This window comes from Vibrio sp. 1-Bac 57, from assembly GCF_037546855.1.
Taxonomy (GTDB): domain Bacteria; phylum Pseudomonadota; class Gammaproteobacteria; order Enterobacterales; family Psychromonadaceae; genus Psychromonas.
Genome location: NZ_JALAAC010000046.1, coordinates 1 through 23,196, shown reverse-complemented (window position 1 = coordinate 23,196; position 23,196 = coordinate 1). Strand labels below are relative to the sequence as shown.

Below are 23,196 nucleotides of genomic sequence, written 5' to 3'. Positions count from 1 at the left end.
GAGGGTATAAAAAGCGATGACATCAATATAATTGTTATCAGTCCTTGATAATAATAAAGATACTTTTTACTCAACTTTCATCCTTAACATATTGCTTACCATTAGATTACTTCAATTCATCCATGAACTTCTAATTTACTGTTCAACTATACTGTACGTTGGAGATTGATCTTAGTGCCTAGAAGTTATTTGCCTTAGTTGTTGATTATTTTATATTTTGTATGATAAATAATATTAATATATACCTAAATAGAGGTGTTTAACAGGTGTTGAGTCTATCAATAGATCCCTTTAATGCATTAATGTGAAGTTAAAAATATAAAACTAGTTGACACCAACGATTTAAGCTTTCTGTATCAGGCTTTTATTTATTCTTCGTTTGCAGTGGAGTAGTTAGTGATGACCTACTGATTTAATATTTTTACAGAGCTAGGGAGAGAGATTAAATCGGTGTCGATATAACCTATTGCGCCGGGTGTTTCAGCAACGTAAGTAATAATATCTGTTACTGATGCAAATTCTTTAGGTGGGGTTCCTTTGCCAATGAAGCGTCTCACTGTCCAATATGCTGAGTATTCATTTTCATCCTGTGACAAATACTTTTCTAAAAATCTATTCCGTAAAGAAGTTGTCTGTGTGCTATTAACAGGTATCACGGAAACTCCTTCAATTTCTATTACTTTACCCGTATAAATTCGACTGATAATACGTGTATTGAGTTCTGAAAATACTGTTTTACTATTGCCTATTACCACTAGCTCTGATTGAGCAGGAGCGGAAACAAAAAGTATTAATATCAATGAGGTAATAATGAGTCCTTGATTAGTCATTTGTCACCTCCTAAAAAGCAAAGCTATAGGAGAGAGAAAATATCGTTGTCGAGAAATCACTACTTTCATTCTGAGATGAAACATCAAATAGACTTGATGTTTGATCAACTTCAACAAACATTATTTCAGCTTTTAATACACTCACTGGGCTAAAACGATAGGATGTACCAATGGAAACAGAGAATTGGTCATATGCTTGATAAATATCCGCTATAACATGTTGTGATGCATTGATTGAGCTTGCGTTAGGAATTGCACTTGGGACTTGATTACTATCTATTCGCTGATGTTTCTTTAAATCATTACTGAATGTCTTAATCTGTGAATAGAAGATATAAGGAGTCCATTTATCTATTCTTTTTTGTAGTGATACGTAACCTAAAACACCATTTATACCAACATTAAGATCATTGGTTTTTCTGTACACTAACTCAGAAGCTAAGCGAAGGTCATTACCAAGAGAAATATCTGCTCCAATATTAGCAATATATAAATCAAAGCGATTGGTTATAGAGGCTCCACGGCTAGGATCATTGTTATAATACCCGATATCTGAACCGGGTATAATCTCAGTGAATCCGATCTCTTTTAACCATTCTTCACTTCCTTCATTTTTCACTTTTACTCTATGGATTGCTGCAACAAAGGTATGTTTAGGTGTTTTGTAACTAAAGGCCAAGCCTGCAAGATTAATTTTCACTTGGTTATAGCTGCTGCCTTGAGTGTAAGCACCTGGTATATCATTACCAATATAGTAGCGAAGATCTGTTGTTTTTTTACCAGCATAGAGATCTACAGTGAAGTCGCTGTCATCAAAGTTGAATGTTTTACTAATTGCAGCTCCTGTGAAGTGATATATGGGAGAGGTTGAATCAGTTTCTGCAGGTAAGCGGGCGTAATCATAAGTGACACCCACATCTCTATTCACTGAGTTTAGGTAACCAGGTACTTGTAATTCGCCGATACGGAATAGCCAGTCATTGGTTGGGCGGTAAGATAAAAAAGCCCAAGTGATATCAACATCCACTCCGTTAGCTTGTGAGTTATTGGCTGCGAGTTTAGCTTGTATTGTTGCACTTAACTTGGGAGAAAATCTAATGTCGAGTTGCCCTGCGATTAGACTGTCTCTTGAAAAAGTTCCTTCGTTATCAATATATTGAAGATATGGTGAGGGATTATTTGAAACAGCATAACCTAGGGTACCAAAGCCTGAAAAATCATAACTTATCTCTGCGTTTGCATTGTTATGATAAAGCATAGCCAGAGGTAACATTTTAATTAGGAGTTTGTAATGAGAAAGACTATTGATAGCCAAGTTATATTTCCAACATAAATTATTTAGCCCACTTATTGATATCAGTATTTCACAGAATCGTATTCTTTTTTATCTACTCTGTTTTGTGTTGTAAGGGTTTAAATTTAAAAAATTTATGAGTCTTTTAGCTTTTGTAAGCGCTTATTATTCATTATACACCCTATATTAACTATATATTAGACCATTTTATTTTTTTTATTTGATCTTTTTGGTTGTTAAATACTTATTAGAACAGGGATTTAATTTTTATTAACATTCTTAGTGACTTACATCGATATCTAAAATTATTGAAAATAAAAACATGTCACTTTTTATTCTAAAAAGAGTTAGCCTAGTTGTAGTCTGTATTGCCGGAGTATTTATGCGGGAGAATAGGGTGATGCTTCACGTATTACGTTACCGCATCACCTAATGGGTTTTTTAGTTAATAATCATTTCAATTTTTTAGGTTGGAGAAAAAAGAATAAATTTTGGCTATCTAATTCATTAATATTAACGTTATTCATTCTACCGTCATTATTTAGCTCTAAGGTTAGGTACAACAGCGATAAATAGGGTAAATCAAAATAGTACGCTTTAATCATCTGGCCAGTTATCTATGATTGATATGCATTGATCTTCAATTACAAATAAAGCTTCAACAATTTCAGGGTCGAAATGATGGCCTTTACCTTTAGCAATTATCTCCATTGATTGCTGATGTGAAAAAGGTTCTTTATATGGGCGAGCACTGCGTAAAGCATCATAGACATCGGCGACAGCCATTAACCTAGCCGCTAATGGGATATTATGACCTACTAATGCTTCTGGATATCCTGAACCATCCCATTTTTCATGGTGATACAGTGCGATATCCATAGCATAACTGAGTAGTTCACCTTGCCCACCCATTAAGCCACTGGCTTGTTTTAGAATGTCATAACCACGTTGTGAATGAGTTTTCATTATTTCAAATTCAGCCTCTGTATGCCTGCCTGGTTTAAGCAAAATATTATCTGGTATGGTTATTTTACCAATATCGTGCAATGGCGATGACTTGGTGATCAAGTTAATGACTTCAGGGGTTAAGGTAGATGCATAATGAGGTAATTTAGACAGCTCCTCTGCTAGTGACCGAACATATTCCTGTGTGCGACGAATATGGTTACCTGTGCACTCATCTCGAAACTCTGCAAGCGAGACCATCACATATATAGTGGCATCTTGTAGTTGGTTCACTTGAGCTAAACGTCGTGACACTTCTTTTTCCAACCAAGTGTTATTATCAAGTAAATAACTTTGCCAAGCTTTCAGCTTAATATGCGTATTCACTCTCGCCATCACTATTGAGGGGCTAATAGGTTTATGTATAAAATCTACGGCACCTAATTCAAAACCATGCTCTTCATCTTCTACCGACACTTTAGCTGTTAAAAATATGATAGGGACGTGCTGTGTTATTTCACTTTCTTTTAGGCGAGTACATACTTCATAGCCATCGATATCTGGCATCATGATATCAAGTAATATCAAGTCTGGAGGAGAAGCTAGTGCAAGTTCAATCGCTTTTTTTCCATTGTTAGCCGCTACAATCCGATATTTATCTTTTAGTAAGCCCATTAAAAGGGTTAGATTTGCCGGTGTATCATCCACAATTAAAATAGTAGGTTTGTCATTTAACCCTGTCATTAATACATTCCTTCTCTATTTTTATATTCTTGTAAGTGATTTAAAGCACTATCAAATTCAAAATTATTGATGCATTGGTTAATTTGTAAAAGAGTTTTTTCAGGTAATACATCTGTTAATAGTGGATAGTTTCTATTCCATTGTTCGATAACTTCTACATCGCTCTCTAAAAGTAGACGCTCTAATAATATAAGTACATCGTTAATTGCAGTTTTTGTTGAAATATTTTGAGGTTCACTATCAAGCTGTATTTTTTTTAATTCGATTAATAATGGGGTTAATTCAGTGAGTAGTTTATTTAGGATCACTGTCGCCGAAGAGTAGCTTGCATGTTTACACACTTGCTCAAGCTCAACGGCAGGTTGAGTCAATTGATTAGCACCTATTGTTTCCGTTAACCCCTTTAAGGAATGAGCCATTAACTCCGCGTTCTTCCAATCTCTTGCTTCTAATAATAATGTAAACCTTTCAGGGAAATTTTTGAAATCGTTGAAAAAGTTAACTAACACTTTTTGGTATAAATCAGTTCTTCCGGCTGAATTTTTTAATCCCTGGGCGGTATTCAACCCTACAATAGGAGCAAATGTGTCCTTGTTATTGATTGTTTCATTCGTTTTCACTGCATGGGGCAACAGAGTCATTTTATTATGCAATTCATAAATTGTGGCGTAGAGTAATTCGGGAATTATTGGTTTTGATATATGTCCGTTCATGCCATAAAGACGGCTTTTCTTAATATCTTGCTCCATCGCATGCGCTGTCATCGCCACAATAGGCAAGCCTGCAAATTCTTGATGTTCTCGTAATAATTTAGTCGCTGCATAGCCATCCATGATAGGCATTTGCAAGTCCATTAACACGATATTATATTGCGTTATTTTGCCATTTAATATTTTTTGTACTGCTTCTTGCCCGTTATTTGCAGTATCAATTAACGCGCCCTTCATTTTTAATAATTCTATCGCGAGCTGTTGATTGGTTTTATTATCTTCTACTAATAAAATCCTAATACCCTGTAGACTTAATTCGCTTTTAGTTGAATCAGACTGAGTGAATTTGCTTTCTAAAGCGGTAATGGAGTTGAATACATTCTTCAGCGTAGTCGGCAAAATAGGTTTAGATAATAAATATTCAAGTGCATATTTTGTGGCTATTTTATGCATATTTCCATATTCATTGGCAGACATCATAATCAACTTAGTTTTCTCTAAATATCTTTTCTCGCAGTGGGATTGTAAAAACTGCTTTCCTGAAATATCTTTATTAGTCCAATCAAAAAAGACTAAATCATAAGGTGTTCCTGCATCATATTCATTTTGTATCATGAGAAGGGCTTCAAGGCCGCTGTCGGTCATTTCAATGTCATGCTCAACCTCACTGCCGACTTCAAGTTGTTGCATCATTGCTTGTAGAAGCAACCTTGATTTTTGTTGTTGATCAACAATTAACACGCGTAAATTTGCAACGTTGATTTGGTTATGGCAAAGAGGCTGCTTTTCTGGTAAATCAAATTTTGCGCTGAATGAAAAAATAGTTCCTTCATGTGGCGTGCTGTTAACCTTTATTTCTCCATCCATTAACTCGATTAAATTCTTTGTGATAGCAAGGCCTAAACCTGTACCGCCATACTTACGTGTAGTTGAGCTATCAGCTTGCTCAAACTCTAGAAACAACCGACTCACTTGCTCATCTGTCATACCTATACCAGTATCCTCCACTGAGAAGTTAAGTGTAGTTTGTGTAGCGGTGTTTTCTACCGTTGAGATAGTGAGTTTAATGTAACCACGTTGAGTAAATTTAATCGCATTTGATAATAGATTATTTAATATTTGACCGAGTCTAATGGAGTCGCCAATAAGCACTTTAGTGTCATTCAATAATGAATTACCTTTTATCTCTACTAACATTTCAATGTCTTTTTTCGCTAAGCTTTGCTTGACCAAGGACAATGAATTGGTCACCGTCGTTTCTAATTGAAATGAGGTTTTTTCCAGTTCTATTTTGCCTGCTTCTATTTTTGAAAAGTCTAAAATATCATTAATAATATTAAGTAAGGATTGTCCCGCATTATGAATCGTTTCTATGTAATTGGCTTGTTGTGAGGAAAGTTTGGTATTCAACGCTAAGTAGGCCATACCGATAATAGCGTTCATTGGGGTTCTTATTTCATGGCTCATATTCGCTAAAAATATCGATTTGGCTTGTGTTGCTTCCTGTACTATCAGGTTTGCATGTTCTAATTTCTTTTGGCTTATGTTTCTATTATCTATATCTTTGCCAATGGATTCAGACATGTGGTCCAGCGTTTTTCCTAACGTTAATAACTCTTCTGCCGCTCGCATTTTAGAAACGCGTGTCGAATATTGCCCCGCTGCTAAACATTCAGCGACTTTTGAAAGTAAACTTATAGGGTTTAAAATAAATTGCCTAAACAACAGGTAAATAAGAAAAATGAGGATAAAGGTTAATAGCAAACCGATACTCGCTTTTGTTATTAAAGTATTTAAAAGTGTGCTCGCTTCCTGTACTGCATTATCGGTTCGCTTTTGTACTTGTTGTGATAAGTTGAATAAAGCGTGTGAGAGTGTGGCTTTTTTTGCGTTATACGTATTGCTGTATATTAATTTATTCGCATACTCTACATTCGGTACTCCGTCAGAAACATATTCATTAGCCTTAATGTCATATAACCCCTGTGTGCTGGCAAAGGCTATTTGTTCAACATTTTTTAATGTTTCGAGTGCCTTTAAAATCTCTTGAAGTAATAGCAATTCTTGTTGAGTAAAGCCTAAGCCTTTCATTTTTGTGGTTAACGAAATACCTCCTTGTGTTGCTAATGCAGTGTGAGGTTTCCTTTCGGCAATTACGTCTGCCCAATATAATGACGGGATATAGTTGTCAGGTGCATGCCTAGTGCCATTTCGAATTGCAATAATATCGTAATAATAAAAAAGATAACGTGTTTCACTGGTCGAAATAAAAAGCCTAACCAATTGCGCTAGCTCGTTAGTTTCTACTTGTAATCCATTGGTGAGGCTAATAGATGCTTTACTATGTTGTTGTGTTTGTATCAGATTGTTGTAAGCTTTTTTCACTTCCAAAGTGACATAATAATTTGCACAGAGGATCAGTGAGAGAAACAAGGAAACATAGATAGATGCTTTTGAAAGTTTCATGTTTGCCTAGATCCTCTTTAAGCACATTTTTTAATAATATTAATGGCTGATTAATGTTAATAGTGGTTACTGTTAGTATGTCTTGAATGCTCGAAAGATCATCATGTTAGAGTCAATTGTAGTGATAACGGCGCTCTTTTATGAAAAATAGCTTTGCAATAAAAGTCAAATATAACTGATTTATTGTCGATTGTTACAGGTCGTTCATTACTTTAAGTAAGCAACAAATCAGCTCCCTCAATTCATCGTAAAATGTCACTTATGTCTATTTTTTACCTCTTGATAGTTAATAGTAGGCTTTTTACTTCATTTGTACATGATCAAATTAATAAATACTGTGATTAAACATTATAATATCGAGCTTTTTTTTCTACGAATAGAGTGTTGATTATGTGATGGGCATAACTATTTTATGGTATATTATTTATCAAAAGCAATTAAATAAAACAGGAATAATATTATTATGATTGATTATGTCGCGACTTTTATTTTCTTGTTTGCAGTTATTGACCCGATTGGTACGGTTCCTGTGTTTATGGCTGTTACTAGTCATTTTGACCATAAAGAGAAACGTAAAGTAGCGCTAAAAGCGACAGGTTATTCAGCTGTTATTTTGCTTTTTTTCTTAGTCGCCGGTGAATTTATCCTGACCTCTATTGAAATTCCTCTCTCTGCTTTTCAAATAGCGGGAGGGATAGTACTGTTTTTGTTTGCTTTATCGATGATATTTGGAGAGAGTAAACCAGATATTGAACTTAAGATGTCAGCCAAGCAAAATGAAGCTGCCATTTTTCCCATCGCGACCCCATCAATAGCCAGTCCAGGCGCGATGCTAGGCATTGTCTTATTAACTGAAAATTCAAGTTATAGTATTTGGGAGCAAACTCAAACCGCGTTAATTATGCTTCTAGTCCTGTTGATTACAATGTTACTGATGTTAGCGGCGAGCCAAATACACCGGGTTATTGGCAATGCGGGTGCGAGCCTTATTAGCCGAGTGATGGGCATGATATTAGCCTCCGTAGCGGTGGCCAATGTCCTAGCAGGTATCAAGCAATACTTTTTACTTTAATTTTTTGCTCGTATGAATATGTATGTCGCTTTATTGGCGTTGTTGAATAAACTGCTCCAACTCTTTGATCGATAAAGCTCTAGAGAAATGGTAGCCTTGAAATAAATCACATCCGTATTCAGCAAGGATCTCTGCATGTTCCGCTGTTTCAACGCCTTCTGCTAATACTCGCATGTTTAAGTTTTTTCCCATACCAATAATACTTTTCACCATCGCTTTATCTGTTTTATTTTTGTTGATGTCTTGGACAAAGCTTTTATCTATTTTTAATTCATCAATGGGCACGTCTCTAAGCATGCTAAGAGAGGAGTAGCCTGTGCCAAAATCGTCTAAAGCTAAGGAGATATTGTGATCTTTCATTTTAGTAAAAATGGGGCGAAGTACATCAATGCTTTCAATAAATAAACTTTCAGTTATTTCGATAGTAATAGGCAGGTTTTTCTCTCCAAAATAGAGAATACTTTTAATTAACACTTCAAAAAAATTTGTCTGTACAAACTGCCTCACTGATACATTGATCGACAAAGCAAACGTTGTTTTTGACTTGCGTTGTAAGCTACTTATTTCATACATAGCTCTGTTCATTATGTGTTGGCCTAGGATTGGCATTAAGCCAGTTTTTTCTGCAATAGGTATAAAAATATCCGGTGCTATAACACCTAACGTTTTACTTTCCCAGCGTACCAATGCTTCTACGCCGTAGAGTTTATTAAATGTGTCCATTTGCGGTTGATAAACGAGACTGATTTCATTTTTTTCAATAGCAGTACGTAATGCTTGTTCTATTTCAGTTTGTTTGAGCAGATGTTGATGGACTTCTTGTGAAAAGAAAAGATAGTGATTTTTGGTTTTTTTCGCTATCAACATGCTATTTTCAGCATAGCTTATTAAAGTGTCTAACTGTTTTGCATCGCGCGGATAACAGGCTATACCTATTGAGCTAGTAATAGTTAAGCTGTGATTAAAAATACAGTGCATCTCAGCTAAATCATCAAGTAGTTTTTTAGCAAAATCAGATATATTTTGTTTATTTTCCATTTCTATTAATAAAATGAATTGGTCACCACTATAGCGAATTAAATCACCTAATTTCCCTTTTTCCCCTGTTAAACTCTGTTGAATTCGAAGACTAACTGCCTTTAATAAAGCATCCCCATATTTGTGTCCAAAAGAGTCGTTAATATTTTTAAAGTTATCTAAATCGATATATAACATTGAAAATGGTTTTTTAACGTTGGTTAGATCATGGATTAAATAGGGTAATACTGAACGATTATAACAACCAGTTAAATCATCATGTTCTGTTTTATAGGCCAATTCTGTTAACTTATTTTTTTCTATTCTGATTATCCATTTGAACAGGAAAAAAATCACCGCTAAAAAGATAAAATATAAAATGAAGTAATAGGCTGATGTGTAAAGTAATTGACTGGTAATACTGGTTAATGAGCGGCTAGCATGCGTCCAGAATTGATATTGTTTATTAAAGGATAAACTATGTAATTCCTCTTTATCCTTGTTATTGAAACCGAATTGAACCACTTCTTCTGTATCACGCAACATTTCAAGCGTTAAATTTTGTTTCTTGAGTTCTTTTTCTATTTCATTGCGTTGTTGTTCTGTAAACGGAGTTGAAAAATTCTCTGCGTATTCTTTAGAGCCCATTGCAGTGTCTAAAAGACGATAGAAACTTTGATCGAGAGTCAGCATTAGTGAGTTGCCAAAGGACTTTGATTGGGGCCACTTGGGTTGTAATTTATTAATAAGAATCGCAGAAAATAAAAAACCTGTCACAGAGCCCTGTTTATCAATCAACGCTTTTCGTATCGGGATGATCCATTTTTTAGTGATAGGTGAAAAAATAGGACGGCTGATCATTAATTTATCAGCGATGATAGGACCATAAAAGCCTTGCTCAATGTAGCGATCGCCTTTCAATTCAAAAAGTTTTTGCGGAAGGTTGTCACTTTTTGCACGTAAAGTACCGTCTAAATTAAATACAGCAAAACCTGCTAATAAATCCGATTTCTTTAGTATTTTTTGTAACACCGATTGATTAAATTGATGGTCTTCATTAAATCCAACATTGATAAGATCTAATATAGACTCATAGGTAGATAATAAAGAATTGATATCTGCTTTAACTATTTTAGTTATATACAGTTGTTCATATTTTCTTTTTGTTAATAATTCATCATATTTACCATATACAGTAGTGAGCAATAGAATAGTTGTGAACACGACTAGGCAAAAATAGATTAGCCAGGTATGGCGAATTAACTGAAAAATCTTCATTAATTAACGGTACTCTTTTATTTTGTGTGTATAAATAACTTATATAAATAATAAGGCGTGATTTTATCATCTAATTGGCGGTGTTAATATGAGAATAAATTCATATTTTACTCATTTAGGGTAGGAGTAAATCTATTTTTTGCATTATTTAGCCCGTTTAATGCAATAAATTATATCTTTTTGTGCCATTAAAGAAACTGATTTTCTGTCGTTTTTTTAAACGTTTTAAAAGAAGTCTGACTTAGATGATATAAATCAAACCACTGCACCCAATTAAAAGGGTAAATTACACACCATTGCGATTTGTGATCGATGTAACAAACACTTTGGTTTATAATGCGCTCAAATATTCAGAATATAACGACATAATGTTGTATTTTAGACTGCGTCAACGCAGAGCCTGTCACTATCTAGGTAACGATTGGGCCGGTAGAGAATAGGTAAGAAATTTTATAGTTTTTAAAATAGTTTTCAAAAAAGTTTTTAAAATGATTTCAAAAATAGTTTTCAAAATAAAATGAGAGGACACATCATGTCAGTAAAAAAAATGGTTGATCTAGATTTAGCCGGTAAACGTGTATTTATCCGCCAAGATCTTAACGTTCCAATTAAGGATGGCAAAGTAACATCAGATGCGCGTATTCGTGCTTCAATTCCAACAATCAAATTAGCCTTAGAAAAAGGCGCTAAAGTGATGATTACGTCACACTTAGGTCGCCCAACTGAAGGCGCGTCTGCTGAAGAAAACGCAGCGTTCTCTCTACAACCTGTTGTTGATTACTTAAATGAAGCGCTAGACGTACCAGTACGTTTAGCAACTGACTACTTAAATGGCTTAGAACTTAATGCTGGTGAAGTGGTTGTGCTTGAAAATGTTCGCTTTAACAAAGGCGAGAAGAAAAACGATGAAACATTATCTAAGCAATTAGCAGCATTATGTGATGTATACGTAATGGATGCATTTGGTACGGCTCACCGTGCTCAATCTTCTACTAACGGTGCTGGTCTATTTGCTCCTGTTGCTTGTGCAGGTCCTTTATTAGCCGCAGAGTTAGAAGCACTAGGCAAAGCAATGGATAACCCTGCTCGCCCATTAGTTGCAATCGTTGGTGGTTCTAAAGTATCAACTAAATTAACAGTATTAGAGTCATTATCTAAAATTGCAGATCAACTAGTTGTTGGTGGTGGTATTGCGAATACATTTATCGCAGCACAAGGTCATAATGTTGGTAAATCATTATACGAAGCTGACTTAGTAGAAACAGCTAAAAAATTAATGGTTGATTGTGCAATCCCTGTTGCTACAGACGTTGCATGTGCAAAAGCATTTGATGAAAACGCTGAAGCTGAAATCAAAAATGTTGCAGACGTACAAGATGACGACATGATTTTCGATTTAGGTCCTGAATCAACAGCGGCATTAGCGGCTATCTTAAAAGATGCTAAAACAATTCTTTGGAATGGCCCAGTTGGCGTATTCGAATTCAAAAACTTTGAAGCAGGTACAGCTGGCATCGCTAAAGCGATTGCTGAATCAGATGCATTCTCTGTTGCTGGTGGCGGTGATACGCTTGCTGCTATCGACAAGTTTGGTATTACTGCAGATGTTTCTTACATCTCTACTGGTGGCGGTGCTTTCCTTGAGTTTGTTGAAGGTAAAGAGTTACCGGCAGTGGCAATGTTAGAATTGCGTGCTAACGATTAATTCAAATGTTTAGAGCGAGATTTTATCTCGCTTTTTTATGCGTATTCTTTGTGACATAATTGCCTTAGAATCGCGAAACGAAACAGATTTTAATTTAAAACAATAGATAGGGTATATCTCATGACTAAGATTTTAGACGTTGTACAACCTGGTGTTATCACTGGTGATGATCTTCAAAAAGTATTTGCTGTTGCAAAAGAGCATAAATTTGCACTTCCAGCGGTAAACGTTGTTGGTTCAGATTCAATCAATGCTGTACTTGAAGCTGCTGCTAAAGTTAAAGCGCCAGTTGTTATTCAATTCTCTAACGGCGGTGCTGTATTTAACGCTGGTAAAGGTCTTAAACTTGACGGTCAAGAAGCAGCTGTTTTAGGTGCTGTTTCTGGTGCTAAGCACGTGCATGCAATGGCTGCTGCTTACGGTGTTCCAGTGATTCTACATACTGACCACGCTGCTAAAAAATTACTACCATGGATCGACGGATTATTAGATGCTTCTGAAGCACATTTCGCAGAAACAGGTAAACCATTATTCTCTTCTCACATGATCGATCTTTCTGAAGAACCATTAGAAGAAAACATCGAGATCTGTGGTAAATACCTAGCGCGTATGGCTAAAATGGGTATGACGTTAGAAATCGAACTAGGTTGTACTGGTGGCGAAGAAGACGGCGTTGATAACTCAGATATGGATGATTCTTTACTTTACACTCAACCATCTGAAGTTGATTACGCATACGTTGAATTATCAAAAATTAGCCCACGTTTCACTATCGCGGCTTCTTTCGGTAACGTACACGGTGTATACAAGCCAGGTAACGTTAAACTGACTCCAACAATTTTACGTGATTCTCAAAAATTCGTTTCTGAAAAACACAACCTACCAACTAACTCATTAAACTTCGTATTCCACGGTGGTTCTGGTTCTTCTGAAGCAGAAATCCAAGAGTCTATCGGTTACGGTGTTATCAAAATGAACATTGATACTGATACACAGTGGGCATGTTGGGATGGCGTTCGCGTTTACGAAGCAGCTAACCGTGATTTCTTACAAGGTCAAATCGGTAACCCAACGGGTGATGACGCTCCTAACAAGAAATACTACGATCCACGTGTTTGGTTACGCGCAGGTCAAACATCAATGGTTACTCGTTTAGAGAAAGCTTTCTCTGACCTTAATGCAGTAGACGTTCTATAATTTAACGCTTTATTCGTTAATATTATAAGAATAGAGCCAGCTTAATTGCTGGCTTTTTTTTGCCATTTTTTGCAGTTCACTTTCGACTATAAAAGCTTATGTTTTTGAAGCAATATAGATAGGCTCAATAGTCGCAGATAAAGCGCTGTTAAAGTCCGCGTCTGCTTGCTCTGCAAAGAGATTGTTGGTCAATACTCGCGAGAAGCTAGCAATCACTCCATTATTCTCGGTTAATCGACGGTTTGCTTCTTCAATTGGATAACCGCCAGATAAAGCAACGACTTTAACCACATTAGGATGAGCAATACACGCTTGGTAGAAATTTGCAGTCTCAGGCAGAGATACCTTAAGCATCACCAATTCATTACTGTTCAATAGATCTAACTGTTTTAAAATCTCTTGTTTTAATAATACTTCAGCAGCACCTTTCTCCGGGCTATTTATATCTACTTCTGGCTCAATGATTGGCACTAAACCCGCAGCACAAATTTGTTTAGCAACTTTAAATTGCTGCTCAACTAGCGCTTGTATACCAACCGGATCTGCTAATTTAATGACTGAACGCATTTTAGTGCCAAATACATCTTTAGCTTTTGCTTTTTGTAATAAAGCTTCGAGGCCTGGAATGGCTTTCATTAATTGCACGCCATTAGCTTGCGCTTCTAAGCCTTTGTCCACTTTAAGAAATGGCACTATATTTTTTTCTTCCCATAAATAAAGTGAGGATGCCTTTCCTTCAATTTCGCGGTCTAAGGTATTTTCAAACAAAATAGAACCAATCACGCGGTCACCCCTAAAAGAAGGACTAGTGATAATACGAGAACGCATTTTATGCACTAAATTAAACATCTCTTCGTCGGTATCGTAGGCATCTTCGTTTACCCCGTAAGCTTTAAGTGCAGTAGGTGTACTGCCACCGCTTTGGTCTAATGCAGCTATAAATCCTGGTTCTGTTTTAAATCTATTAAGTTGTTTCTCAAATGTTTGCATGGCTGAGCCTCTGAAAGTTAGTTATACACAACATACATTGAATATTGCTTAAATGCAAATGATTATCATTTGGATTTAAGGTTCAGCTCAGATTTGAATCACTTAGTATTTCCATGGTTTGAAAGGATCTTAATTTATTTTTGGACAAACAAACGTTAACAAAAATTAATAAATATCCGCTCAAAGAGACTGTCCCTATATTGAAACAAGTGGAGTTGATACATTTAACTGTATGAGTACTTACTCTATACCTAACAATCTTTGGTTAACATTAATTTTTATTAGGTTAGCGCATTTATTTTTACTGTAAATTACCAACTAAAAATAGTTAGAAAAACAGTTAAGAAAAGTAGCTAAATACGATAAATATTTAACGAATCAATAATCAATAATCAATAATCAATAATCAATAAGCAATAAGCAATAAGGAGTATCTTGTCTTTTCTGAACACTTTATACGAGCAAGGTTTGATAAAACTAGGGCGGTGCTTTACTTATAACTTAGATTGATGCTCTATCTATAAGTGAATTGATGTCATTTAATTATTTACAATCTTACACTTCTGCTACTTGGTATTAAGTGACGAACCTAGGTAATATATAGCTTTATTATTAACCGCCTAATCTGAGAGGAAACATGAAAATAATCAATGCAATACTGCTGAGCTGCTTATTAACGGTGACAACATCGGGGCAGGCTGCAACATTACCTGAACAACCGCATATATCAGTTTCAGGCGCGGCAAAAATAGCCGTGAAACCAGATACTGTTCGTGTCCAATTTCAGTCTATTGCCTTAGAAAATGATGCAGATAATGCTAAACAGGTAGTGGATTTGCAAGTACAACAAGTGCTGTCTCAATTACAAAAAAATGGCTTTGATCAAGCGCTGCTAACTCGTGCTGATGTGCAATTACGCCCTGAGTACGAATATATCGAGAAAAAGCGTACTCAAGTAGGCATTAAAGCAACGCGTAATTTAAGTTATCAGTTAGACGATGTAGAAAAAATAAATAAGTTTTTACAGATTTTAGTGAAGAATGATATTTCAAATATTGGCCAAATTAACTATGCACTTAAAGACCCATTACAGTGGCAAATAAAAGCGCGTGACTTGGCGGTGCAAGATTCTATTAATAAAGCTGAAGGATTGGCTAAAAGCTATCACGCTTCATTAGGCAGTGTGTATTCAGTTAATTACCATAACAACAATGCACAGCCTATTTTGATGCGAGCAATGGAAAGTGATCAAATTGCACAAAGTTATCAAAATAATCAGATAGAAATAAATGAGCGAGTGGAAGCCGTATTTTTATTAAACCCTTAATCAACACTGATCAATAACTGTTGTGACAGTGAGTTGAAGTGCATACTTTTCAGCTCACTGGGTAGAAATAGTTGTTGTAAATGGCTTATAAAATGGGCACATCGTTGTTTTGAAAAACTGCTTTCAATGCTGAGGTAGGTACTCATTTTTTCTGGAGTTAAGTGCAGAGTAATATAGTCTGCACCACAAATAGCATTCAGAGAATAACCTTTTGGACTAAAGCTATAATGATCAATTATTAAATTATTCAGCCCTGGGCTGCATAGCGACTTATCCAATAACGAGTCATCAGATAGAGAATGATCAAATAGCAAATCGAGCTTTAATGCAGCTAAAACGGCTTTTTTGTCTAATATTTTTGTTTGGAGTGTGTTGGCAAAAGCGCTATTTAATCCATGTAGCATATAAATACTTTGCGTTATTATACTATTTTCAGATACCTCCCCGAATACAAATAAATCCCCTTGATAGCCGTCTCGCCAATGCATGTTTTGGCCCTTAAACTGCTTTTCTAATAGCAATGTGTCCTGTTGGAAGTTAGAACGCTGTAATTGTGGTTTCAAGGCTTGATGACGTTGAAAGAGAAGGGTGTTGATATGTTGCTTAGTAAATTGTTGCTGAACAAATAAAGCGGCTTTAACCAGTTGCGTATTGCCGCAGGTAATTAAAATAAGTTTATCTTGCCATACAAACAAACTTGATTCCGAAAGTAAGTAAGCTTTTACGTTTGCATTAGTGATGCTTGATAATACTTCTGCACCAGAGTGCGCGACTAAGTCTGACCAAAAGCTATCTGCAAAATCAAACAAGTTAAGGCGTTTAGTGCTGATCACTAAACGTTTTTCAGTCCCTTCATAAAACATTTAAGTTCGCCCTAACAACGTGCAAAAAAGACAACTTTTTAAAACAGAAAGTCTTTTCAGCTATACTCTGTTTTGAATACAAGGGCTTACTTTTAATCTTGCTGTGATCTCTTTGCATTTTACAAAATACTTTTAGGCACAATGGTGCGCGTTTTAACTTTTAAGCGTTTACTTAAATCAACCTCTTGATCAGGGTTCCAATCTACTGTTGTTTGCCATGCATTCTCTGGCTGCATTTCAATTAACATCACCTTTTTTACCTTTTTTGCAACAGGCTTTGAAGGGATCACAACAATACTTTCAGTGTTTAAGTTTGCGCTACGTGGATCTAAGTTAAATGTACCAATGACCGTTAAATGATCATCAATGACCATTGATTTTGCATGTAAACCAAAAATAGGTTGCTGTTTTAATTGACGAACCATCTCTTGAGACATGACTTTTTGCCTGATCTTGGCATCTGGCTTAAATTCAAAAATCTGTATTCCTGTTGCAAGTAATGCCTTGCGACTTCTTTGATATCCGCTAAAAGCATCTAAGTTATCATTAGAGGCCAGGCTATTGGTCAATATCTTTATTTCTACTCCCTTAGCGACGAGGGACTTAAAGAGTTCTTCACTGAGCTCTGTAGTGATCAAATAAGGGGATTGTATGGTAATAGAGCTTTTAGCTTGTTTAATCAATTGTATTAAGCGTTCAGTAGCGATCCCACTGCCACCCAGAAATGTTTTTGCATTGTTTTTACCCGGAGCATCTGATACATACTCTACATTATTTAACCAATACACATCGCCTGACTCAACCGCCAGATTAAAGGCAGCGGGCATCGCTTCTATTTGTGCTCTAACCTCGGGTAAAAAGTGTTTAGGGTTACAGGCATATTGATGTAATTTTTCAAAGTTAGGCGTTATATTCGTATCGGTTTGAGTTAATAACTCAGTGACCGGTACACTTAATTTATGCTGCCAAAATTGATTAAATGATTGCTCAATTTGTTGTGTTGCTTGACCGACTAACAAAGCATCCCTATCTCTAAAATTATACTCATGGTCATAACCAAAATATTCATCAGCTACATTACGGCCGCCAGTGATCGAAACCAGGCTATCAACGGTAAAAGTCTTATTATGCATACGTTGGTTGAATGCATGGAAGTCAGTGGTAAGGTTGGTTAGCTTTTGTAATAGATTTTTGCCAACATTAGCCAAGGGGTTATATATCTTAATACTAATATTAGGGTGCGCATTTAAAGTTAATAATTCATCGCCTTTAGCATCCAACATAATATCATCAACTAATATACGTACTTTGACGCCTCTATCTGCAGCTCGTACTAAATAATCGATCGCTAATAACCCAATATTATCAGTGGAAAAAATAAAGTACTGCACATCAATCGTCTTCTCGGCATGCTCACTTAACCACGCTCTTGTAAACATCGCTTCAGTACCTTGCTCCAATACATAAACACCGGTTTTGTTATCTTTAATATAAGATGAGTAGGGTGCAAGCTGCTCTGTTATGGAGGTATTAGTTTGAAAAGTAATATCTTGGCAATAATCTTCATTACTCGCCGTAAAACGCTCTTCTGGAGGCGTACAAGCAGCCAGCAACAGTAAACTCACCGTTAAACTGAATAGCTTAAAAGAATTACAATAAGAAAATAATGGCACTCGATGTCCTTGCTTAGTCATTATGTTGATAGCGATTGATTAGCAAATAATAACAAATCTTAATCCTTTCTATTGTTTTAATTACCAATTGTTGATGATCGCTTTGTTTCTGCGCTCCTGAAGACAGCTGATAAAAGGTTGACTCAACTAAAGTAATCGCCATGACTGAATGATCGGGTGTTGTTTTGAGCGGTTAAATAAAAAGTTAAACTAAGGACTTTCCAGCCAGATACAAAAAAGCCTCAAACATTTTCATGCTTGAGGTTTGAATGATGTTGCTTTGTATCGTGGGTTTAAATAAAGAGTTAAACCAAGGACATTTCCGCTCAGATACAGAAAATCCCTAAGTTTTTATGCCTACGGCTTAAATGATGTTGCTTTGTCTCGAAGGGTTAAATAAAAAGTTAAACTAAGGACTTTCCAGCCAGATACAAAAAAGCCTCAAACATTTTCATGCTTGAGGCTTGAATGATGGTGCTTTGTCTCGAGGGTTTAAATAAAGAGTTAAACCAAGGACATTTCCGCTCAGATACAAAAATCCCAAAATTTTTCATGCCTACGGCTTAAATGATGGTGCTTGGTCTCGCCGATTTTTAAACCAATAGCTAACCAAGGATATTTCCGTTCAGGTACAAAAAAGCCTATAGTAATAAATTACTATAGGCTTGAATGATGGTGCTTGGTCTCGAGGGGTTAAATAAAGAGTTAAACCAAGGAAATTTCCGTTTTAGATACAAAAAAGCCTCAAACATTTTCATGCTTGAGGCCTAAATGATGGTGCTTCGTCTTGCTGATTTTTAAACAAAAAGTTAAACCAAGGACATTTCCGTTTTAGATACAAAAAAGCCCATAGTAATAAATTACTATGGGCTTAAATGATGGTGCTTCGTCTCGGAATTGAACCAAGGACACGAGGATTTTCAATCCTCTGCTCTACCGACTGAGCTAACGAAGCAAAACTTTTATTTACTAACAAAGTTAATAAATTTCATCTTACGATGATTTGTAAATGGTGCCGACTACCGGAGTCGAACTGGTGACCTACTGATTACAAGTCAGTTGCTCTACCTACTGAGCTAAGTCGGCACATAAACCGTTCTGAGCTTTCGCTCTTATTTATCGACTAATCAATAAACTTAAATAATGGTGCTTCGTCTCTGATATTAAAAGATGAACCACTTGGTGAGAGTTTTTCACTCTCTTTACTGATTGAAATAAATCTTTTCAGTAAAACTAAATAATGGTGCTTCGTCTCGGAATTGAACCAAGGACACGAGGATTTTCAATCCTCTGCTCTACCGACTGAGCTAACGAAGCATCTTGTTAATGATTATAACTTCAATCTATGTGACCGAGCTAATGAATCAGGAACGAGGCGTATTAAATAGATTTTAGCGTCGAGCGTCAACCTATTTTTACGCATTTATTCATAATTTAATGCGTTTGTTCGTACTTTGAGCATTATGTGCTCTAAATGTAGTCACAAACAACATAGACTTATTTGTTCTCTGGTGTGAAACCTTCAATCTCTACATCTTTATCTTCAAACAAATAACCAATCATTGCTTCTTGGATAATAGCTCGGTCATCTGGATTGAGCATTTTTAGTTTCTTTTCGTTAATCAACATGGTTTGCTTTTGTTGCCATCCCGCCCAAGCTTCTTTACTGATATTATCAAAAATACGTTTACCAACTTCACCTGGAATTAATTGAAAGTCTAAACCCGGTGCTTCTTTTTTTAAATAAGTACAAAATACAGTACGAGACATTATTTATTCCTTGTGCGTGATTTTATTAACGGCAGCAAATATCTTTTTTGTGGCAGCGGCTAATCCAATTTTTTGTGGTTGTTGTAGGTTATACCAAAGCTGGTCATTTTGTTCCATTACTTGATTTAATTCTTGTTGGGTAAAGTCCACCAAGATAGGTGAAATATCAAAATGATAATGACTAAAAGTATGGCGAAAAGTCGCTAGTTCTGTTGTTTGATAATTGTTGATACCTAACTCAATTAAATGCGCTAAAGCGGCTTCACTATCTGTAAATTCAGGAAAACACCATAAACCACCCCATATTCCAACTGGCGGCCTCTGTATTAGCTGTATTCGCCCTTCTTTATTTTTAAGTACCAACATCACCGCGGTTTTAACTGGGATTTTTTTCTTCGCCTTAGGTGTGGGATAAGCAGTCATGCAATCGTCAGCTAATGCTAAGCAATCATCGGCGACAGGGCACTGATCGCATTTTGGTTTGCTTCGTGTGCAAATCATCGCGCCCATATCCATCATGGCCTGATTAAAAACATTGGTATCTTTTGCTGGCGTTACCGAATCAGCGAGTGCCCACAACCTGTTTTCAACTTTCTTTTCACCCGTCCAACCTTCAATTTTTTGATGGCGTGTTAAAACACGTTTTACGTTGCCATCTAAAATAGAGAAATGCTTATTCAAAGTTAACGATAATACTGCACCAGCTGTTGAGCGGCCAATGCCCGGTAATGCAATCACATCGTCAAACTGTTCAGGAAATTGTCCATCAAATTGGTCACGAATAATCTGTGCAGCTTTATGCAGATTACGGGCACGTGCGTAATAACCTAACCCTGTCCAATGATGTAATACTTCATCAATAGGGGCATTCGCTAAATATGAAATAGAGGGAAATGAACGCATAAACTTATTAAAATAAGGGATCACTGTCGCCACTTGAGTCTGTTGCAACATCACTTCACTGACCCATGTCTTATACAAACTTTTGTCTAACTGCCATGGTAAGGTTTTACGGCCATGTTGTTGGTGCCAATCATTGATTCTTTGGCTAAAATGCAACTCACTCACTAGAAACTCTTCGCTAATAAAAAAGAGCAACAGTCTAGCAGAGTTGCACAATTAATATAACATTGCATAATGCACGGCAAATATTCACTCCACTAAAATAGCTGAGTAATTTAATTGGTTTTACTAAACCATGACAGCATTAAAAATTTTATAAACAGAACAATTGCTTACAGGGAATATTGCTTTGTATTGGCTGAAGTTCTTTGTTTAAAATTTAAGCTCATAATCAATGGAAGTGATATCATTAGCCCAATTACAGTTATAGCTGACCAATTAAAGGTAAAAAAATGACAGAGCACGACCAGTCTGCGACAGATAATGGAACAGAAGAAAACAGCATTGAAAGCACTAAAGAAAAATATATTCGTAAAATTCGTTCTTTTGTAAAGCGCGAAGGCCGAATGACCAAACGTCAGCAAACTGCGATCGATGATTTGTGGCCAACAATGGGTGTTGATTACCAAGAGAAGCAATTAAACTTCACTGAATTGTTCGGTAACGATAACCCAGTGGTATTAGAAATTGGTTTTGGTATGGGCAAGTCATTAATTGAAATGGCCTTAAATGCACCAGAGAAAAACTTTCTAGGTATTGAAGTACATGGGCCAGGCGTTGGTGCATGTTTAGCGGATGCTGGTGAAGCTGGCGTAACTAATTTACGCGTGATGAATCATGATGCCGTTGAAGTATTAGAGTTTATGATCCCTGACCAAAGCTTATCGACGTTTCAATTATATTTTCCAGATCCATGGCATAAAGCGCGTCATCATAAACGCCGTATCGTACAACCTGAGTTTATTGAAAACATGCGTCCTAAATTAGCGATTGGTGGTGTTATTCACATGGCAACTGATTGGGAAAATTATGCAGAACATATGTTAGAAGTATTACAAGCAGCAACCAACTTCAAAAACATTAGTTCAGAAGGTGATTACGCACCTCGTCCAGACTGGCGTCCGCTAACTAAATTTGAATCTCGTGGTCATCGTTTAGGTCATGGCGTATGGGATTTATTGTTTGAGCGTGTTAGCTAAGAAAGTTATTTTTAGCGGTGAGTACGTTCATTCTAGTTGGAAACCCCAAACAACTATCTATGAAGCGAGTATTGTGAGAGCAGTATTCGCTTTTTTTATGCATAAATTATTGAAAGCTTTTGTCATTATCTATAAAAACTAATTTAGAGCACTTTTTGATTTACGTTATTTTTACGTTTAATGAATATAGTCTTTTTAACTACGATTTGATTTTAAAAGTAATTAGCTGTCCAAGAAAAAAGTGTCCCTCTAATTTTTAGTCATCTCTCACTAAAAATTAGAGGTGATAACTTATTCTGAAAGAGCGGGGGTAGTTGCCTATAAAATATAGATATATAAAAAAGTGATAATAATTTATCTGTTGTCTGCAGGGAGTAGTATATCTCTGAAAGCCTATTAATTAAGGCATTATATAAACATCAGAGAGCTAATGTGTTAATGAATGCGATGTTAAAGAGTTGTAAAAATTTAAAGTGTAGCGATATTTTTTTGATGCTAATAATGTAAATTAGTGTAACTTTAAGATTAAAATCAGATGAAGAAGGGCGTGTCACTTGGCAAAATCATTCACAGCACTTATTTTTCACGTCTTTATTATAATTTTTACAATAAGCTTCGTTTTTAACGCAAGTGCAAATGCATTAAGCAACCCCAAAGCCGATGAAATTTATAACTTGTTAGAAACTGGCTATTTTATATCTGATGAAAATAACCGTGAGTTACTCGATAAGTACAAAGCTATTTTGGCTGCAGATGATGTTACTCGGCAAAAACGCTATATCCGCCTTAATTGTTGGAATTTACCTGAGGAAACAACAGAAGATATCCAAGCTGCTATCAGTTATGCAGATAAATACCTGCAAATATTCATGCATTCTTCAACATCACCGGTTCAAATTGATTTGCAATATTGCAAAACTTGGTACCTTCATATGTTGGGTGACAATGAAGGAGTCGTTGCCCAAATTGATACCGCTATTAAACAAGCTTACCAGATAGAAAACCCTCGTTTAATTGCCGACGGTCGAAGTATTAGAGGTTCAATATTGTCTTATCTAGGCAATTTTACTGATGCACTTGAAGACTTGATTGTTGCGCAAAATATGTATGAATCGCTTAACTTACCTTATCAGGCTAATAATAATTTAGCTGAGTTAGCAAATAGTTATCGCCGTTTTGGAGATGTTAAAACTGCACTTAAATATCAAATAAC

The 23,196-nt window shown here is 36.0% G+C and carries 16 protein-coding genes and 3 tRNA genes; 6 read left to right on the top strand and 13 right to left on the bottom strand.

Translation table 11 applies throughout. The features are described from left to right. Nucleotides 1-404 precede the first annotated feature (404 nt). From MT391_RS18950 to MT391_RS18935, 4 genes are all read right to left on the bottom strand, one after another. Nucleotides 405-830 carry a hypothetical protein gene (locus tag MT391_RS18950; RefSeq protein WP_499499539.1) on the bottom strand — a complete coding sequence of 142 codons (426 nt, stop codon included), beginning with the start codon at nucleotides 828-830 and terminating at the stop codon, nucleotides 405-407. A gap of 10 nt (nucleotides 831-840) precedes the next feature. After that, nucleotides 841-2,145: a hypothetical protein gene (locus tag MT391_RS18945; protein ID WP_499499537.1), complete on the bottom strand. Its 1,305-nt coding sequence runs from the start codon at nucleotides 2,143-2,145 to the stop codon at nucleotides 841-843. Nucleotides 2,146-2,721: 576 nt separating this feature from the next. After that, nucleotides 2,722-3,813, bottom strand: a complete 1,092-nt coding sequence (locus MT391_RS18940; RefSeq protein ID WP_499441164.1) for a response regulator — start codon at nucleotides 3,811-3,813, stop codon at nucleotides 2,722-2,724. Continuing rightward, nucleotides 3,813-6,989, bottom strand: a complete 3,177-nt coding sequence (locus MT391_RS18935) for a response regulator (protein ID WP_499499536.1) — start codon at nucleotides 6,987-6,989, stop codon at nucleotides 3,813-3,815. Before MT391_RS18935 ends, MT391_RS18940 begins: the two co-directional genes overlap by 1 nt. 463 nt (nucleotides 6,990-7,452) lie before the next feature. On the opposite strand from MT391_RS18935, the gene MT391_RS18930 reads away from it, so the two are divergent. Continuing rightward, nucleotides 7,453-8,061: a MarC family protein gene (locus MT391_RS18930; protein WP_166371725.1), complete on the top strand. Its 609-nt coding sequence runs from the start codon at nucleotides 7,453-7,455 to the stop codon at nucleotides 8,059-8,061. A gap of 30 nt (nucleotides 8,062-8,091) precedes the next feature. On the opposite strand, the gene MT391_RS18925 is transcribed toward MT391_RS18930, so the two are convergent. Continuing rightward, on the bottom strand, nucleotides 8,092-10,356 hold the full coding sequence (locus tag MT391_RS18925; RefSeq protein ID WP_499499534.1) for a bifunctional diguanylate cyclase/phosphodiesterase: 2,265 nt from the start codon (nucleotides 10,354-10,356) through the stop codon (nucleotides 8,092-8,094). Between the two features lie 532 nt (nucleotides 10,357-10,888). Here MT391_RS18925 and MT391_RS18920 point away from each other — a divergent pair. Then, nucleotides 10,889-12,061 (top strand): phosphoglycerate kinase, encoded by a 1,173-nt coding sequence (locus tag MT391_RS18920; protein WP_499441170.1) that lies wholly within the window; start codon nucleotides 10,889-10,891, stop codon nucleotides 12,059-12,061. A 120-nt stretch (nucleotides 12,062-12,181) separates the two neighbouring features. Further along, entirely contained in the window at nucleotides 12,182-13,258 is a 1,077-nt protein-coding gene (fbaA, locus tag MT391_RS18915; RefSeq protein WP_166371728.1) for a class II fructose-bisphosphate aldolase, read from the top strand. Between the two features lie 96 nt (nucleotides 13,259-13,354). Here the strand turns inward: fbaA and MT391_RS18910 are convergent, their stop codons facing one another. Then, on the bottom strand, nucleotides 13,355-14,248 hold the full coding sequence (locus MT391_RS18910; protein ID WP_499499532.1) for a fructose bisphosphate aldolase: 894 nt from the start codon (nucleotides 14,246-14,248) through the stop codon (nucleotides 13,355-13,357). A 637-nt stretch (nucleotides 14,249-14,885) separates the two neighbouring features. On the opposite strand from MT391_RS18910, the gene MT391_RS18905 reads away from it, so the two are divergent. After that, a complete protein-coding gene (locus MT391_RS18905; protein ID WP_499499530.1) occupies nucleotides 14,886-15,575 on the top strand; it encodes an SIMPL domain-containing protein in 690 nt (229 codons plus the stop codon). Here the strand turns inward: MT391_RS18905 and MT391_RS18900 are convergent. The 7 genes from MT391_RS18900 to mutY form a co-directional block, all read right to left on the bottom strand. Beyond that, complete coding sequence (locus MT391_RS18900; RefSeq protein WP_499499528.1) at nucleotides 15,572-16,438, bottom strand: hypothetical protein; 867 nt, start codon at nucleotides 16,436-16,438, stop codon at nucleotides 15,572-15,574. The two genes, MT391_RS18905 and MT391_RS18900, sit on opposite strands and share 4 nt — an antisense overlap. Before the next feature lie 119 nt (nucleotides 16,439-16,557). Further along, a complete protein-coding gene (locus MT391_RS18895; RefSeq protein ID WP_499499526.1) occupies nucleotides 16,558-18,111 on the bottom strand; it encodes a phospholipase D family protein in 1,554 nt (517 codons plus the stop codon). An 879-nt stretch (nucleotides 18,112-18,990) separates the two neighbouring features. Continuing rightward, nucleotides 18,991-19,066, bottom strand: a tRNA-Phe gene (locus MT391_RS18890). Between the two features lie 55 nt (nucleotides 19,067-19,121). Next, nucleotides 19,122-19,197, bottom strand: a tRNA-Thr gene (locus MT391_RS18885). 155 nt (nucleotides 19,198-19,352) lie between these two features. Beyond that, nucleotides 19,353-19,428: transfer RNA gene (locus tag MT391_RS18880), tRNA-Phe, on the bottom strand. A gap of 180 nt (nucleotides 19,429-19,608) precedes the next feature. Then, complete coding sequence (locus tag MT391_RS18875; RefSeq protein ID WP_028870440.1) at nucleotides 19,609-19,881, bottom strand: oxidative damage protection protein; 273 nt, start codon at nucleotides 19,879-19,881, stop codon at nucleotides 19,609-19,611. Nucleotides 19,882-19,884: 3 nt separating this feature from the next. Next, nucleotides 19,885-20,949 (bottom strand): A/G-specific adenine glycosylase, encoded by a 1,065-nt coding sequence (gene mutY / locus MT391_RS18870; RefSeq protein ID WP_499499524.1) that lies wholly within the window; start codon nucleotides 20,947-20,949, stop codon nucleotides 19,885-19,887. A 287-nt stretch (nucleotides 20,950-21,236) separates the two neighbouring features. Between mutY and trmB the strand changes: the two genes are divergently transcribed. Further along, nucleotides 21,237-21,983: a tRNA (guanosine(46)-N7)-methyltransferase TrmB gene (trmB, locus tag MT391_RS18865; RefSeq protein WP_499499522.1), complete on the top strand. Its 747-nt coding sequence runs from the start codon at nucleotides 21,237-21,239 to the stop codon at nucleotides 21,981-21,983. A gap of 554 nt (nucleotides 21,984-22,537) precedes the next feature. Further along, nucleotides 22,538-23,196, top strand: a 659-nt coding sequence (locus MT391_RS18860; RefSeq protein ID WP_499499520.1) for a hypothetical protein, incomplete at its 3' end; no start/stop codon positions are given.

Excerpts from the sequence above, each read along its gene's own strand:
- trmB (WP_499499522.1), top strand. The coding sequence starts at position 21,237 with ATGACAGAGCACGACCAGTCTGCGACAGATAATGGAACAGAAGAAAAC.
- MT391_RS18925 (WP_499499534.1), bottom strand. The coding sequence starts at position 10,356 with ATGAAGATTTTTCAGTTAATTCGCCATACCTGGCTAATCTATTTTTGC.
- fbaA (WP_166371728.1), top strand. The coding sequence starts at position 12,182 with ATGACTAAGATTTTAGACGTTGTACAACCTGGTGTTATCACTGGTGAT.
- MT391_RS18940 (WP_499441164.1), bottom strand. The coding sequence starts at position 3,813 with ATGACAGGGTTAAATGACAAACCTACTATTTTAATTGTGGATGATACA.
- MT391_RS18875 (WP_028870440.1), bottom strand. The coding sequence starts at position 19,881 with ATGTCTCGTACTGTATTTTGTACTTATTTAAAAAAAGAAGCACCGGGT.
- MT391_RS18920 (WP_499441170.1), top strand. The coding sequence starts at position 10,889 with ATGTCAGTAAAAAAAATGGTTGATCTAGATTTAGCCGGTAAACGTGTA.
- MT391_RS18935 (WP_499499536.1), bottom strand. The coding sequence starts at position 6,989 with ATGAAACTTTCAAAAGCATCTATCTATGTTTCCTTGTTTCTCTCACTG.
- MT391_RS18905 (WP_499499530.1), top strand. The coding sequence starts at position 14,886 with ATGAAAATAATCAATGCAATACTGCTGAGCTGCTTATTAACGGTGACA.
- MT391_RS18900 (WP_499499528.1), bottom strand. The coding sequence starts at position 16,438 with ATGTTTTATGAAGGGACTGAAAAACGTTTAGTGATCAGCACTAAACGC.
- MT391_RS18930 (WP_166371725.1), top strand. The coding sequence starts at position 7,453 with ATGATTGATTATGTCGCGACTTTTATTTTCTTGTTTGCAGTTATTGAC.
- MT391_RS18910 (WP_499499532.1), bottom strand. The coding sequence starts at position 14,248 with ATGCAAACATTTGAGAAACAACTTAATAGATTTAAAACAGAACCAGGA.
- MT391_RS18950 (WP_499499539.1), bottom strand. The coding sequence starts at position 830 with ATGACTAATCAAGGACTCATTATTACCTCATTGATATTAATACTTTTT.